11 protein-coding genes and 1 pseudogene are annotated in these 13,798 nt (G+C 65.3%); 3 read left to right on the forward strand and 9 right to left on the reverse strand.

What is annotated here, in order from left to right:
* Nucleotides 1-12: 12 nt before the first annotated feature.
* Entirely contained in the window at nucleotides 13-207 is a 195-nt protein-coding gene (locus LZK98_RS09230; protein ID WP_233786242.1) for a hypothetical protein, read from the reverse strand.
* A 429-nt stretch (nucleotides 208-636) separates the two neighbouring features.
* On the opposite strand from LZK98_RS09230, the gene LZK98_RS09235 reads away from it, so the two are divergent.
* Complete coding sequence (locus LZK98_RS09235; protein WP_233786244.1) at nucleotides 637-945, forward strand: hypothetical protein; 309 nt, start codon at nucleotides 637-639, stop codon at nucleotides 943-945.
* Nucleotides 896-1,732: a hypothetical protein gene (locus LZK98_RS09240; protein ID WP_233786246.1), complete on the forward strand. Its 837-nt coding sequence runs from the start codon at nucleotides 896-898 to the stop codon at nucleotides 1,730-1,732. The genes LZK98_RS09235 and LZK98_RS09240 overlap by 50 nt, the downstream gene beginning before the upstream one ends.
* A 350-nt stretch (nucleotides 1,733-2,082) precedes the next feature.
* Here LZK98_RS09240 and LZK98_RS09245 read toward each other — a convergent pair.
* The 4 genes and pseudogenes from LZK98_RS09245 to LZK98_RS09260 all read right to left on the reverse strand — a co-directional run.
* A pseudogene (locus tag LZK98_RS09245) lies at nucleotides 2,083-2,350 on the reverse strand (arsenical resistance protein ArsH); the annotation flags it as partial.
* Nucleotides 2,351-2,360: 10 nt separating this feature from the next.
* Nucleotides 2,361-5,147: a TonB-dependent receptor gene (locus tag LZK98_RS09250; protein WP_233786248.1), complete on the reverse strand. Its 2,787-nt coding sequence runs from the start codon at nucleotides 5,145-5,147 to the stop codon at nucleotides 2,361-2,363.
* A 154-nt stretch (nucleotides 5,148-5,301) separates the two neighbouring features.
* Complete coding sequence (locus LZK98_RS09255; protein ID WP_233786250.1) at nucleotides 5,302-6,801, reverse strand: glycoside hydrolase family 30 protein; 1,500 nt, start codon at nucleotides 6,799-6,801, stop codon at nucleotides 5,302-5,304.
* A 187-nt stretch (nucleotides 6,802-6,988) separates the two neighbouring features.
* A complete protein-coding gene (locus tag LZK98_RS09260; RefSeq protein ID WP_233786252.1) occupies nucleotides 6,989-8,167 on the reverse strand; it encodes an MFS transporter in 1,179 nt (392 codons plus the stop codon).
* Between the two features lie 111 nt (nucleotides 8,168-8,278).
* Between LZK98_RS09260 and pdxR the strand changes: the two genes are divergently transcribed.
* On the forward strand, nucleotides 8,279-9,661 hold the full coding sequence (gene pdxR, locus LZK98_RS09265; RefSeq protein ID WP_233786254.1) for a MocR-like pyridoxine biosynthesis transcription factor PdxR: 1,383 nt from the start codon (nucleotides 8,279-8,281) through the stop codon (nucleotides 9,659-9,661).
* Between the two features lie 87 nt (nucleotides 9,662-9,748).
* On the opposite strand, the gene LZK98_RS09270 is transcribed toward pdxR, so the two are convergent.
* The 4 genes from LZK98_RS09270 to LZK98_RS09285 are packed head-to-tail and all read right to left on the reverse strand — an operon-like array spanning nucleotide 9,749 to nucleotide 13,702.
* Entirely contained in the window at nucleotides 9,749-10,492 is a 744-nt protein-coding gene (locus LZK98_RS09270) for a peptidase (RefSeq protein WP_233786256.1), read from the reverse strand.
* A gap of 19 nt (nucleotides 10,493-10,511) precedes the next feature.
* On the reverse strand, nucleotides 10,512-11,354 hold the full coding sequence (locus tag LZK98_RS09275) for a transglutaminase family protein (RefSeq protein ID WP_233786258.1): 843 nt from the start codon (nucleotides 11,352-11,354) through the stop codon (nucleotides 10,512-10,514).
* Nucleotide 11,355: 1 nt separating this feature from the next.
* On the reverse strand, nucleotides 11,356-12,291 hold the full coding sequence (locus LZK98_RS09280; RefSeq protein WP_233786259.1) for an alpha-E domain-containing protein: 936 nt from the start codon (nucleotides 12,289-12,291) through the stop codon (nucleotides 11,356-11,358).
* Between the two features lies 1 nt (nucleotide 12,292).
* The gene (locus tag LZK98_RS09285; RefSeq protein ID WP_233786260.1) at nucleotides 12,293-13,702 is read right to left on the reverse strand and encodes a circularly permuted type 2 ATP-grasp protein; all 1,410 of its coding nucleotides are present in this window, start codon (nucleotides 13,700-13,702) and stop codon (nucleotides 12,293-12,295) included.
* Nucleotides 13,703-13,798 lie beyond the last annotated feature (96 nt).

Below are 13,798 nucleotides of genomic sequence, written 5' to 3' on the forward strand. Positions count from 1 at the left end.
CGATCCAACCTATCAGCCTCGGGCGACGAGGCCACCTCCTTCATCGCCTCGATCCTCCTGCATACCGCCGCTCGCAATTTGTTCGAGTTCGCCGATCCGCTCCTTGCATACAGTCTCCACCAAGCGCGCGAGTTCCTGCGCCAGATCGCCGAGCCAATGCAATTGCTCGCCCGTGATGCTGTAATGCTTTGAGTAGCGCGCCTTCACATATGCCTCCTTCAGCAAATTGAACGCGGCGTTGCCAATGCGTATCCTCGGGCCAGACATAGGAATCGGCGGTCGATCTTGGCCGCTTGGTCCCGCAGATATCCTACGTTATGGACATGAGGAGTATAAAGCGTCGTCACCAAAAGTGTGGTATGGTACAGTTGTTCGACGCATTGATGTGACTCGAATGCTGCCTTCTTGAATCCTGTCTTCCGCAAGTTCGCTACCTAATCATCGTAAAGCTCCCCGGCGTCGGGATGCCATTTCTCGAAATACTCCCGTGCGAGCACGAGCTCACGTTCCGAAGTCTTCGGTCGCGGCTTGGGGAACGGCTTGCCGTCATCCTGAGACAAAAGCGATGCCATCACGTGCGACATCGACGAAGAAGTAGCGACCATCGGCGAGCGAGCTGTTGAAGTGCTGCCGCGAATGAACGATGATTTTGACAGGCAGTTTCACGACGTTGCGAATAAGGAGATCGACGAAATATCTGTCGGTTTTCCACCAGAAATCGCCATCAACGATGCGCTGGTGATTGACGATGATCAGGAGGTCGTAATCGGAGCGGTAGCCCGCCGCCGCGCCGGGAGAGAAGGATTGCGGGCACGGCGCTCACCCAGAATTGCTGGCTGGCGCCAGGAGAGGATTTCAAGAATGATGCCGCCGGCTGGTCAATCGGGGAGCCGCTATGTTCTATGCAATCATCCTCGTCTTGATCGCCAATTTCATAGCCGCTGAACGCCCCATCCATGAGCAAGGCTCGACCGGATTACCGAACGAGATATCGACCGTCGTTCGAGCCTGCTCGGCGTGGTTTGCCAGCCGAACGTCCGGCTCCGATCCCGCGGTGCTGAAAACGTCCAGGGGATCCTTCTGCTTCGACGGTCTCATCGATTCGACTGGATCGGCTGCGCTGACTGCCGCCCTTAAACCTGTCCCGGCGAACAGGCCGGTATTGATCGTTGTCAGGTCGCAGGGCGGAGGAATCTCGGAGAGTCTGGACGTCTCCGACGCGCTCGCGGGCCGGGATGTGACAGTCGTGGTCCACACCCTCTGTGGCTCGGGCTGCGCGAACAGCATCTTCCTGCCCGCGCGAAGACGGATCATCCTCGATGACGCAGTTGTTGCCTTTCACGGCGGCGCATCCCTTACCCTTGCCGAGAAGTTCGAGAACGACAGGGAGAAATTCCTCGCTGCCAACCCCGGGGCGGATTTCGATCGATTGGCGCGGGAGTGGCGAAAGAAGCTCGAGAGGGACGTCGCCCGTCAGAATGCGATGCTGCGGAACGCGGGTGTCGACAGCGATTTCTTCGCCTGGTTCGACCGCATGGCCGACCAGCCCATTTCGAGTCAGAGCCCGGATTGCGCCGCCAACCCTGAAGCAGAGGCGATCGTCTTTTCGGAGAGTTTCCTTAGCAGGAGGAGGGTCCTGATCTCCTACAATGGCGGGCCTCGAACTGCTGAAGATCTCCGTCGGCTCAACGCGATGCGCGGCTGGGGACGCCGTTCCTGCTTTTGGCAGTGATCAAGGAGGCCAGAGTAAGTTCTGCGCGGGAACAAGTTTTCCTCCATGCCGCCTCCGCCGCGGAAGAGACATTCGGACTGCCCGCGCCGATGCAAGGAGGGTTTCCTCCCTGGGTGACTACCAAAGGCTGCACCATCATAGCGCCGAGCGGGAGCCGGATCGCTCAAGCCGGGCCGAACTCGGCCGCAATCAATCGAGCAGCGCCGGCGTTTCGTCAAAGTGGACTGCTGCGCCATCGTCACCGGGGGAGAGTCAGAGATAGGGTCGACGATGTTAGTCGAGTTTCGCCACACCTAACGCCCGACCGACTTGTTCGGCGCGATCGACTATCGGGCTGAGATCGCGCCGCCTCAGCTTCGGCACATTGCGATGCTCGACAGGTCCTTGGTCGGATCGACGACGGTCTTCGCCAATTTGCGCTCGGAATAGCGATCGACGAGCTGGTCGGCGTGCGGGCTGAGCAGCACGGTGAACGCACCAGCTCCTCTATCACGTCGACGATGCGATCATAATAGCTCGACGGCTTCATGCGGCCGTTCTCGTCGAACTCCTGGAACGCCTTTGCGACACTCGACCGGTTGGGGAGGTGAACATCCGCATCCACCGCGCGAGCAGCCGCTCTCGACGATCAATAGGTCGCCCGCAGCGAGATGCCGAAGCGGCGGTCGTTGAGCTGATACTGCAGCGGTGCGGCCGGCGTGCCGATGTAGAGCACGTTCATCCGGTTGTTGAGGTTCACCGCGTCGACCGACACCGCGACATGCTTGGTGATGTCGAAGCTCAGCGACGCATCCAGCGAAGCATAGGGCCTGGCATATTGCGGAATGCCGTTGGCGCCGCTGCCGGTCGTCTGGTCGAGGTAGCTCGAGCGCCAGCTCCAGGCGACGCGCGCGGTGACCGGGCCCTTCTCGTACAGGCCGATGACGTTGTAGCTGTGCTTCGACAGCTTCTCGAGCGGCACCTGCTCGGGGATGTTCGATCCCGGCGTCGCGAACGGATTGGTGACGCTGCTGTCGACATAGGTGTAGTTGGCCTGGAGACCGAGGCCGCTCAGCACGCCGGGCAGGAAGTCGAAGAACTGCTGATAGCCGATCTCGGCGCCCTTCACCTCGCCGTCGCCCGAGTTGACAGTCGTGCTCACGTCGTAGGTGATCCCATTGAAGGTTCTGGGAACGATACCTCCGGCAAGGAAGCCCTTGACCTTCTTGTAGAACAGGCCGGCGGTGAGCGATCCGCTGGATGAGAAATACCATTCCGCCGTCACGTCGAAATTATCCGATTCAATCGGCTTCAGATAAGGATTGCCCGAATTCGCGGTCGGCCGCGGATTGGTGCCGTTGGGCGGATTGAGCGTGACGTTGGTCGAAAGCTGGTCGAAATTGGGCCGCGCCAGTCCTTTCGAATAGGCAAAGCGCATCTGGAAGCTGTCGGTGAGCTTCGCGCGCAGATTGAAGCTCGGCAGAGCCCGCGTATAGCTGTTGTCCACGGCAATCGGCGCAAGCGTGCCGTCCGTGTTGAACTGGGTGCCGATCGACGTCGCCTTGGTCTTCACCAGGCGCACGCCGGCGCCGCCGTCGAAGCGGATGCCGCCGAGCTCGAAGGCATAATCGGCGACGCCCCAGGCGGTATACGTCTTCTCGGTCTGGCTGTTGAGATCATTGGGCCGGAAATAGTCCTGGGTCTGCGCGCCGAGCAGCGCATAGAGCGCCTTGGTCTGCTCCCACACGCCGTCGCCTTTGGGGAACGCCGGATAGAGCAGGCCGCCCGGAACGGTCTTGCCGTCGAACCAGTTCTTCGACGGTCCCGGCATCGACAGCTCCGGATTCTGCGTCAGCGGCACGAGCGGGGTTCCGGCCGGCGCCGAGCAGCTCGGATCGGCGCCGAGCGACGTCACGCAGACGCCGTGCCACGTCCCGCGCAGGTCGACGCTGCTGTCGGCATAACGCAGGCCGCCGCGCAGCTTGGACAGGAAACCGCCGCCGACGTCATATTCCACGTCATAGGCGAACGCGAGCGTGTCGGCGTCGTTCCGCTGGAGCGCGTCGGCGATATAGGGCGTGGTGTAGTTGGCCGGATTGGTGAGCACCGCGGGGTCGCGCACGTTCCACCGCGGATATTTTCCTGTCAGGTCGAAATCGACGATGCTCGGATGCGGTGCGGTAAGGCCGGTCTGCCCGGACTCGCTGTAGAGCGACAGCACGTGCCCGTTGCGGTCGGCGTTGTAATATGACTTCAGATACTGGGCATCGACGTTGATCTTGATCCGGTCGGTCGCCTGCCACGCCAGGTTCAGCGTGTAATTCTGGCTCGCGCTCCACAGCTGCTGGTCGTAGCGGCCGGTCTCGAACGTCTGGTGCTGCAGCGAGCCCTTGGTCGCATAGCCCTCGTCATTGAACTCGAAGGCCGCGCCCGGGAGAGGGGCGGTTCCGTAGCTGGTGATGTTGCCCTGCGCGTCCTTGACGTTCGTGCGGTTGTTGTAGTCGTAATAATAGGCGCCGGTGCGGTTGAACCAGTATTTGTTGCCCTGGTACTGCGCGGTCACGAGCAGGTTGTCGCTTGCCTGCCATTGCAGTGCGGCCGCCATGCCGAAGCGCTTGCGGTCGCCCTTGTCGTCGTAGATCTCGAAGCCATAGGGGACCTGCGCGTTGGCCGGCGCCCCCGCGATCGATCCGGGCTCGATCTCCGCGAACGGACCGGCGAGCAGGCCGTCCTGGCGATACTGGCTCTTGCTGTAGACTGCGTTCACCAGGATGCCGATCTCGCCGATCCCGGTCTCGAAGCGGTTGCTGTAGAGGCCCGAGATGCTGCCGCCGAACTTGTCGACGCGGTCGTAATAGTTGCCCCGCACGGTGACGCTCATGACCTGGCCGGGCGAATCGAACGGTTTGCGCGTGCGCAGGTTCACCGCGCCGCCGACGCCGCCCTCGATGATGTTGGCGGGGGCATTCTTGTAGACGTCGATGCCGGCCAGCAGTTCCGGCGGGACGCCCTCGAGGTCGAAGGCGCGGCCGCCCGAAGCTGAATAGACCGCCCGCCCGTCAAGGAAATTCTGCACCTGGGTCAGGCCGCGAACCGTGATCGCAGGCTGAGTGCGGTGGTCGAAGTCGGTGGCGCCTTCGCCGTAGCGGCGCTGGATCTGCACGCCGGTGATGCGCTGCAGCGCCTCGGTGGTGTTGGCGTCGGGAAGCTTGCCGATGTCCTGTGCCTGGACCGAATCGACGATCTGGTCGGCGTTGCGCTTGATCGCCTGCGCCGAGCTGAGGCTCGCCCGGACGCCGGTGACGACGATATCGCCGGTCGGTTCCGCGGCGCCGGGCGCACCGCTCTGGTCCTGCGCGAGCACCGGCTGCGCGACGGCGATCCCCAACGCGGCAACGGACGCACCGAGCAGATAACGAACGCAAACCACTTTCATCGGGCAGCCTCCTCCTTGGTACGCGTCAGCCGTGGACACATATGTCTTATTTGTCCGACTTTATCGCAGGAATTATTGTCCGACAAAAGATTTCAAATCAGGTTCGGATAGTCGCCTGATCGCGCGGCAGGAACGGCCGAACGCGAACGATGCATCAGCGGCGGCGGAGGAGGAAGGTCGCGATCGAGCGCGGCGGCGCGCGCAATGCTTCACCGGCGGCGATCCGCTCCGCGCGGCGGCTGGCATCGGTGACGATCGTCTCGGCGCTCCAGTTGCCCGACAGGGCCGCATCGAGCCGGCGCGGTGAAAGTCCGCCGTTGACGTGGATCAGCACCAGCGTCCGCCCGTCGGGTGAGAGCGCGCCGGCGGTGTCGGGATCGTCGATCGCGACCAGCCGGTATCCCGGCCGGATATAGCGGCTGAACTGCGCCATCGCCCAATATTTCCGCGTGACGTAGAGCATATGCGACCCCGTGGCGGGCGCGCCGAGGTCCGCCTTGACGAGGCCCCAATTGCTTCCCGGCTTGCCGTCGCGTGCGCTCAAGGTCTCGACCGCCTGCCAGAACACCCAGGCCCCGGGCTCCAGCCGCTTTAGATCCTCGACGATGTGCTCGGCGAGGGCGAGCGCCGAGGCGATCCCGTCGAAGTCCTCCGGGTCCTTGGGCAGCGGCGTGTCGTTCTCGCTCATCCACAGCCGGATGCCGGAGGTGCGGGCGATATCGCGCACAGCGGTCTGGTGGACGGAGCCGTAGCTGTGGACGTTGAGCTGCCCGATCCGCGCGCGTGTCGCCGGCGGATAGGCCGCCCAATCCTCGACGAACAGATGTGAATTGGTCTCGTCCGGGGCGGCGATGCGCGTGGCGAGGCGGCGCGCCTTCAGCGCCGCGTCCGCAGCATCGATCATCTTAGCCTGGCGCTCCGGGCTCCAGTGGGTGCCCTCCTGCGTGTTAGCGGCGTACCAATAGTCGGTGTTGGGCTCGTTGAACGGCGAGAGCGTACGGAAGGCGATGCCGTGCCGGCGCTGCAATTCGTCGACGACGCGCGCCAGATAGGCGGCGAACGCCCTCTCCTGACCGGGGCGCAGATTGTCGTCGGTCGCCTTCTCCGCGCCCGAGACGCGGCCGCTCACCGTCATAAACCATGGCGGCGAGTTGGAGAAGGCCTCGAAGATTGGCGCCTTCACCCGTTCGCGGACCGCGTCGAGCCACCAGCGCTGGTTGGCGTCCTGCGACCAGTCCCACATCGCCGGATGGTCGGGCCGCCACCAATCCTTGCCGCTCCCGCTCGCCGACTGACGCCAGAAGCCGGGCACCGCGGCGCCGACGCGCAGATAGGGCGGCGTCGCCGCCGCATTGCCGCCGCCGATATTGTAGCGCGCGATCGTCCAGCCGAGCCCGTCCGGGCCATAGAAGAGGTCGGCGAGCCGGGCGCGGTCGGCCTCCGGCCAGCCGCCGGTCACATGGGCGAACCAGGCAAGCGCGGTACCCCAGCCCTCGAACTCGGTTCCGGGCCGTTCGACCGCGGGCCGGATCGTAATCACGACCTCCGCCTCGGCCGTCGGGGGAGGCTGCTGCGCCGCGGCCGGGAGCGGGAGCATCAGCGCGGCAAGCAGTGCCAGCGGGATCATGCCGGCTGCGGCACGCGTGCGCCACACACCCCAAGCCTCGCTTTCCCGGTGTTCGACAGCGTGCCCGCGCTCATCCGGCAGCTCACCCCTTGCTGGTTTCTGAACCCGGCGACGGTAGGCACGTTTATCCCCCAAGGAAACACCAATGCTGGTTCCGAAAGGTGCGATGCAGGGTTGAGCAGTGCGCCGGCGCCTCCGTACAGAAAGGGGCGCCTCAGCAGGCCGCTCTCGGCGCTTCGAAAAGCTGGAGGACGAGCAAGGCGACCACCGCGATTCCACCGCCGGTGATCGCGAAGGCGGCGGCATAGCCCGAGGTGGTGGCGAGAGCTCCGAGGACGAAGCCGCCCATCCCGAGTCCGGCGTCATAGGCGGCATTCCACAGAGCGCTCGCGCCATCGGCCTGGCCCGCAGGGGTACGATCAAGCAGTTGTGCGAGGCTCGCCGTCTGTACGATACCGAATGCGACACCGCTGAGCGTCACGCCGGCGAGCACTGCGGTGCTGCCTTCGAAGGCGAGCACCACAATCGCGCCTACCGCAAGGGCGAGGCCGATCGTCATCGCCCCTTGTGGGCCGTGGCGATCGACCGGCCGTCCCGACGCCCAGCGGGCGACCGCCGAGCCCAGCCCCTGCAGCAGCAGGGCAAGCACGATTGTGCCGGTGCCTATCTCCTTGTGCGCCAGCGGCAGGAAAGTGATGGTGGCACCGATGACGATCGCGCTCAGCGCGATCGCGACCGCTGGCCAGGCCGCGCCGCGCAACTGCGGCAGGCGGTGTGAGTGAGGCGCTTGTTCGGGCTGATTGCCATGGCGGGGCAGCGCGACGAGGCAGGCAAGACCAGGCAGGGTCACTGCGGCCGCGACCACGCCGATCGCGCCGGGTCCGAGTTGCGCCAGCACCCAGGGGCCGAGCGGTACGCACAGGATCGCGGGGATTGCCGAGGCCAGCCCGTAGACGCCCATGGCTTCTGCGCGCCGGGTCGGCGGCGCGAGCGCCGCAGCGAGACCGCATGCCGCCACTAGCAGGACGCCAAGCCCGAGCCCCCGTGCCGCGCAGCTCAGCAGTACCAGCACCAGGCTCTCCGAGAAGCTTGCCGGGGCGGGAACCGCCAGTACTAGCAATGCCACCATCATCGCAGTCTTGCGGTCGAGCCGGGAAATGATGCGGGGGGCGTAGAGCTCTCCCGCGATCGTCGTCGCCATGAGCACGCTCGTCGCCAGCCCTGCTGCGAAGTCGCCGTCGAGGGTGGCACTATGTGCGGGAACGGCCGAAAGCAGCAGATAGAAGCCGCTCATCGCCGCCAGCATCAGACCGGACAATGCAAGCATGGATCGTGTGAGAAGGGGTTCTGCACGGCCGGCTGGAACCGGTGCCTCCAGGGGGATCGTCGCCATTTTCCTCTCCAGCGTGACTGTGGAGGTCGTGTTTATCGTGCTACTGGATCTGCAAACATGACCAGTGTAGATTGAAAATCATTGACCAGTTTAACGCCTGACCTACCACTGGTGCTCGACCGCGGTGCAGCCGAGAGCCTCGGATCGCAGCTCCGGCGGCGCCTGCTCGAGGCAATCCGCTCGGGTGCGCTCCGCAGCGGCGTTCGCCTTCCCTCGACGCGCGCGCTCGCCGCACAGCTGGGTATTTCTCGCCCGCTCGTCGTCGACGCCTATGCCCAGCTCGCCGCTGAGGGCTATCTTGCTCTTCGGCAGGGGGCCCGGCCGGTGGTGATTGCCGACGGCAGCGGTGCGCCCATAACAGAGCCTCCGCCGCCATCGACGGGTGATCCCATCCGTTTCGATCACCGGCCTGCAATGCCCGATGTCACTCTGTTCCCGCGCAAGGCATGGGTTAGCGCGATCCGGACGGTGCTCCGCGACCTTTCGGCAAACGACCTTGGTTATGGCGACCTGCGCGGCAGCCCGCTCCTACGCCGCGCGCTGGCGGACTATCTCGGACGGGTGCGTGGTGTGATCGCCGATCCGTCGCGTATCTTCATCACCAGCGGATTTGCCGAGGCGCGCGCGCTGGTTTGTGCGGCGTTCCACGCGCGCGGCATTCGCCGTCTCGCGGTCGAGGATCCGAGCTACAGCGACTGGATCGCCGTGGACAAGGCCGGCCTCTCCCGCATCCCGGTGCCGGTCGACCCGCAGGGGATGCAGGTCGAGGCGCTGGCGAGCTCGGACGCCGAGGCGGCTTTCGTCACGCCGGCGCATCAGTTTCCGATCGGCGGCGTTCTCAGCGCCGGCCGACGCCAGTATCTCGTTCGATGGCTGCGCGATCGGGATGCGCTGGCACTCGAGGATGATTACGACGCCGAGTTCCGATACGATCAGGCGCCGGTCGGCGCACTTCAGGGACTGGCACCGGATCGGATCGTCTATGCCGGCACCGCCAGCAAGACCCTGGCGCCGGCCTTGCGTCTCGGATGGCTCGTCGTCCCGCCCGGCTTCGTCGGCCTGATGAATACGGAGCTGCGCCGCTGGAGCGAAGGCCCTCCGCGTATCGACCAGGATGCGCTTGCGGATCTGATCGTTTCGGGCGGCTATGACCGCCATTTGCGCAGGATGCGGCGTCTATACCGCGATCGCCGCAATCACCTGCTGTCGCGGCTCGAGGATGCCTTGCCCGGGCTCGAAGTGGAAGGCGCGGCCGCCGGTCTGCACGTCACGGTGCGGCTGCCGGAGAAGATCGATGCGAACGGAGAGACGGCGATCCTCGCGGCATTGCTGCGCCGAGGCCTCGCGGCCGAAGGACTCCGACGCTACAGCGACACCGCAGCCGGTCCACGCAGACTGTTTCTCGGCTATGGTCGAATATCGGAGAGCGGCATCGATCACAGCATCCGGATACTGAGCGAGGTTATCCTAGGCGGTCGAGGGCATAGCAGATAACCGCTGATGGCATTTACTCTCGAGCGGGAGAGCTGATTTGCGCCGTTATATTGCCGTTCGGACCGAGTACCGTTTGTGGGTCAACGTCTAAGCGCTCGAACCGATCTCCGGCAGGCCCTTGAACGCCTTGCGGAGTGCCTCGCCCCAATGCTGTGAGATGGCCAGGAAGCGCGGATCGTCGGCCTCGATCCGCTCCCGCGTGTCGAACGCCAGGCTGTCCCGGCGCATCACGGCCAGGTCGAGCGGCATCCCGACCGACAGGTTCGAGCGCAATGTCGAATCCATCGATACGCAGGCCGCCTTCACCACCTCGTCGAGCGGCATCTCGATCGAGAGAACGCGATCGAGGATCGGCTTGCCGTACTTGTGCTCGCCGATCTGGAAATAGGGGGTATCCTCGGTCGCCTCGACGAAATTGCCCGCCGAATAGACCATGAACAGGCGGTGCTGCCCGCCCTTGCACTGGCCGGCGACGAGGATCGTCGCGTCGGCGCCCGAGCCCTCCGCCTGGATCGAGCTGCGATAGCGGTCCTGCAGTCCCTGCATCGCCTCGCCGACCAGTTCCGCGACGCGGTACATGCTGTCGGCATTGAGGATCGTCTCGACCGAGGCGTCCTCGCCCGATTTCTCGATCGCCGTGTTGATCCGGTTGATGACGCCCTGGGTGATCGACAGATTGCCGGAGGTCATCATGCCGATCGCGCGCTCGTCCGCGGCCTCCCAGATGAACATCTTGGAGAATCGCGAGATGTTGTCGACGCCGGCATTGGTCCGCGTGTCCGACAGCAGCACGAGCCCCTCGGCGACCCGCACCGCGACGCAATAGGTCATGTGATGTGGGGCCCCCGGCTCATTGCTGCTGTTGCTGCTGGATCGCTGCGATGTCGCCCTCGCCGCGAGCGATGCGGACATCGGCGGAGACGGTGCCCGGCCCGCCGCCGGTCACGATCCCGCGTACGGGCGCGGCATCGCGGGCGTCAAGCCCCGTGCACAGCCGGACGTACCGCTCGGTCGGGCAGATACCGTTCGTCACGTCGAAGCCGATCCAGCCGAGATTCTCGACGAACGCTTCGGTCCAGGCGTGCGTCTCGAACTGCTGGTCCGTTTCGTCGCCGGCCAGCAGATAGCCCGCGACATATCGTGCCGGCACTCCCCGGGCCCGCGCCGCGGCGATGAAGATATGCGCGTGATCCTGGCACACGCCGCCGCCACCGGCGAGCGCGGCGGCGGCCGATGTCCCGCTGTCGGTGATGCCGCCGCGATAGGGCAGTGCGTCCCTTACGCGGGCGCTCAGCGCGTGGAGGCCGGCGAGCACGTCCGCCCCTTGGCTCAAGCCGTCGCCGAGCGCGGTGATCGCCCCATCCGCCGCCGTCAACGGCGTGTCGCGGAGGAAGATCGCCGGCGGGCACGCATGGCGCAGCCCCTGGACGATGCCGGCCTTGTCCTCGGTCTCGATGCAGCCATGGGCGACGATCTCCAGCTGGTCGCGGTGTCCCGGGCTCAGCCACTGCGCGAAACGCTCGCCATAGCCGCCGACGATCGAGGGCGCGATCTCCTCGCCGTCGACCTCGACATGCCAGTCCGTAACCCGCTGGCCCTCGAAGCTCTGCGGAAATAGTCTGAGCCGCAGCGCCAGGCCGGCCGCGCCTTCGAGATAGCGCATATGGGTCAGGTGGCGGACGACGAGCAGCATGTCAGGCGAAGTGATAGGCCTGCGCGATCTCGCGCGACAGCCGGTTGGTGACGGCGAGGGCGGTCTGGACGAATTCGTGCAGGCCGCCCTCGAAAATCTCACCGCTCTCGCGGCCGTGCAGTTCGGACAGCATGGTCGCCGCGGTGTCATGCGCGGCGCTGCGCCGGCCATGTGCGCGCGCGAGCCGTTCGAGATGCCATCCGATCTGGCCGAAGCAGAACGACACCGACCGCGGGAATTGCGGATTGAGGAACAACAGGTCCGCGATCCGCCAGGGGGTATAGTCGCCGCCGCCATAGACGTGATGATAGGCGCGCGCCGCCGACAAGGCGTGCAGGACCGACGTCCACTGATAATGATCGCGCACGCCGCCGACGACTGCGGTCTCGGGCAGCAGCACATAATATTTCACGTCGAGCAGCCGGAGCGTCATCTCCGCGCGCTCGAGCGCGCCGCCGATGCGCAGGAAATCATGGCCTTCGTTGCGCAGCTGCCCCGTCTCGACCGCGCCGCGGAACGTGGACGCCCGGGTCTTCACCCAATCGATCAGCTCGGCGAGATCGCGACGGGCCCGCGCGAGATCGTAGTGCTCCAGCCGCCGCCAGTCCTCGTTGAGTGCCTCCCACATATCCTGCGTGAGCGCGGTGCGCACGGCGCGGCCGTTGTTGCGGGCGCGCTGCAGGCAGGCGCGGATCGATGACGGGTTGCCTTCATCGAGCAGCAGCAGATGGACGATGTCGGCCTCCGCTACTGGGCGGTCGCCCTCGATCAGGCCGTCGCATCCGGTCACGCGCAGCACCGATCGCCATTCCTCGCGGTGGATCGGTCCGGGCAGGATCGCCATGCGCTGCCCCATCTGGATCAGCCGCGCCGTGCTTTCCGCCCGCTCGATGTAGCGGGCCATCCAGAAGATGTTCTCGGCGGTGCGGCTCAGCATGTCAGTCGTCCAGCACCCAGGTGTCCTTGACGCCGCCGCCCTGCGATGAATTGACGACGAGCGACCCCTCGGTCAGCGCCACGCGCGTCAGCCCGCCCGGGGCGAGGCGCATCCGCTTGCCGACCAGGCAATAGGGCCGGAAGTCGACATGACGTCCGACGATCTCCCTCGTGCCCAGCACCGGGGCGGTCGAAAGGTCCAGCGTCGGCTGGGCGATGAAGTCGGCGGGGGCGGCCCGGATCCGCTCGGCATAGGCGGCGATCTCCGCCCGGGTCGCCTTCGGGCCGATCAACATGCCGTAGCCGCCCGAGCCGTGCACCTCCTTGGCGACAAGTTCGTGGAGATGCTCGACCACATAGGCGCATTCGTCGGGCAGCGCGCACCGCCAGGTCGGCACGTTCTGCAGGATCGGCGCTTCGGAAAGGTAGAAGCGGATCATGTCCGGCACGAACAGATAGATCGCCTTGTCGTCGGCAATGCCTGCGCCGGGTGCCGAGCACAGGGTGACGCCGCCCGCGCGATAGGCGCCGAACAGGCCGGCCACGCCGAGCATGGAATCGGGCCGGAAGGTGAGGGGATCGATGAAGTCGTCGTCGATCCGCCGATAGATCACGTCGACGCGCTTCGGACCGTGGGTGGTCTTCATCCACACCTTGTCGTCGTCGACATAGAGGTCCATTGGCTCGACCAGCTCGACGCCCATCAGGTCGGCGAGGAAGCTGTGCTCGTAATAGGCCGAGTTGAACGAGCCCGGCGTCAGCACGACCACCGTCGGATCGCTGCCGGCGCCTGCCGGGGCCACTTCCTTGAGCGTCGCGAGCAGGTCGTTGGGGTAGGAGTCGACCGGGGCTACACGGGTCGACGCGAACAGCTCGGGGAACATGCGCTGCATGATCTCGCGATTCTCGAGCATGTAGCTGACGCCGGAGGGCGTGCGGCAATTGTCCTCCAGCACCTGGAAGCCGTCCTCGTCGGTGCGGATGATGTCGATGCCGACGATATGGCTGTAGACGCGTCCCGGCGGGTCGAAGCCGATCATTTCCGGCTCGAACGCGCGATTCCGATACACGAGCTCGCCCGGCACGACTCCCGCGCGGATGATCTCGCCGCGGTGATAGACGTCGTACAGGAACGCGTTGAGCGCCCGCGCCCGCTGCCGGATACCGCGGTCGAGCACGCGCCATTCCGCAGCCGAGAAAATCCGCGGCAGCAGGTCGAACGGAATCAGCCGCTCCGGGTCGCCGCCTTCTCCATAAACCGCGAAGGTGATGCCGATGCGCCGGAAGATCGTCTCGGCCTCTTTAAGGCGCAATTGGAGCCCGTCGATGCCGACCTCGTCGACCCAGCGCTGGACCTGAGCGTAGCAGGACCGCACCGCACCCGACCGATCGGTCATCTCGAAAAAGCCCATCCGCCCTCCGTCGCCGCACCGCAATGATGCGCTGCACAACGGAATACGCAAGAGCTAATTGGTGCCCTTCTCTCAACCTTCGAGATCGGACGCTCA

It is taken from the genome of Sphingomonas cannabina, from assembly GCF_021391395.1.
In the GTDB taxonomy this organism is placed as follows: Bacteria; Pseudomonadota; Alphaproteobacteria; order Sphingomonadales; family Sphingomonadaceae; genus Sphingomonas; species Sphingomonas cannabina.